Source organism: Treponema sp. R6D11, assembly GCF_054786075.1.
Map to the genome: position 1 here is coordinate 1 of NZ_BDHD01000347.1, position 1,311 is coordinate 1,311.

At 44.2% G+C, this 1,311-nt stretch carries 3 protein-coding genes; all 3 read left to right on the forward strand.

Going from position 1 to position 1,311, the window contains the following annotated elements:
• Nucleotides 1-245: 245 nt before the first annotated feature.
• Nucleotides 246-476: an ATP synthase F0 subunit C gene (atpE, locus tag ACYVTD_RS12985; RefSeq protein ID WP_461248164.1), complete on the forward strand. Its 231-nt coding sequence runs from the start codon at nucleotides 246-248 to the stop codon at nucleotides 474-476.
• A 12-nt stretch (nucleotides 477-488) separates the two neighbouring features.
• A complete protein-coding gene (locus ACYVTD_RS12990; protein WP_461248165.1) occupies nucleotides 489-995 on the forward strand; it encodes an ATP synthase F0 subunit B in 507 nt (168 codons plus the stop codon).
• Between the two features lies 1 nt (nucleotide 996).
• On the forward strand, nucleotides 997-1,311 hold a 315-nt coding region (locus ACYVTD_RS12995; protein WP_461248166.1), incomplete at its 3' end, for a hypothetical protein.

Consider the following 1,311-nt stretch of genomic DNA (forward strand, 5'->3'; position numbering starts at 1 on the left):
GTTATGTACTAATGAGTATGATAGAAGGACTGTTTCCGATAGCGCTTCCCGTTGTTTTATCGCTCTATTTCGATTTTTTTGACGGGTTAATTCAGGCGGCAATTTTTGTGTTTTTGACCAGTCTTTATATTAGCGAGGCAGTTAAAGTTGGTGAAGAAGCATAAAAGAAATTAGGAGGTTTGTCTCCGCTATGCGGAGACTTCGATATAAATAGCCGCTCACGCGGCTGAATATGGAGGTTATGTATGGATTTGAATGTATTGATTGCGGTTGGCGCGGGTATCGCGGTATTCACAGGACTCGGAGCCGGTATCGGCATTGGCATTGCGACATCAGGTTTTTTACAGGCGATTTCGCGTCAGCCGGAAGCAGCCGGAAAAATGACACCGATGTTCTTTGTCGGCGTTGCGCTGGCTGAATCGACGGCTATTTACGGGCTGGTTATTTCGATTCTTCTGATAACAAAACTGGGATAAGGTAGAGGTAAAATGCTTAATTTTTCCGTCACATTTATAATTACTATTATCAATATCACTCTTTTGTTTTTTATTTTAAGAAAGATATTGTTTAAACCGGTAACAAAATTCATGGCGGATAGGGCAAAACGCATTCAGGATACAATTGAGCAGGCGCAAAAAGACAAAGACGAGGCGATGAAACTGCTTGACGAGTACGAAGCCAAGCTAAGAAAAGTCGAAGACGAGGCGCGGGAAATTTTAAAAACCGCGAACGAAAACGCCGAGCGTCAGGCGCAATTGATAATTGCCGAAGGAAAGAAAGAAGCCCAAGCCTCAGTAGATTCCGCGCTGAAACAGATTGAAATGGAGCGTCAGGCGGCACTTGCGAAGTTTAAACTGGAAGCCGCCGCTTTGATAATAGCCGTTTCCGCAAAACTTTCCGCAAAGGATTTTTCCGGCGAAGACAACAGGCGTTATGTAAATATGCTGTTGGACGAGCTTGCGCTTTCAGCGACGGCGCAAAAAGGGAGCGGCTAAAATGTTTCATGCGCAACGTTGGGCAAGCGCGTTTTTATCCGTTTCCGGTAAAGATGCAAATGAGGCATTTTTATGCCTTAAAGCTCTTTCCGCGCAAATTAAAAACGTACGTGGCGTTTTTTTTGGACATACCGCTTCGTTAAAACTTGAAGAAATACTAAGGGAAAGTGCCGCTTCTGTTAGCGAAAAAAATCCCGCCGTAGAGTACGTTATACGTTTTTTGTGCCTACTTGTTGAAAAAAACTGCTTTAGGCACATTGGCTTGGTTACCTGTAATGTCTGTTCAATAGCCCGCATTCGCAGGCGCACATCGCGT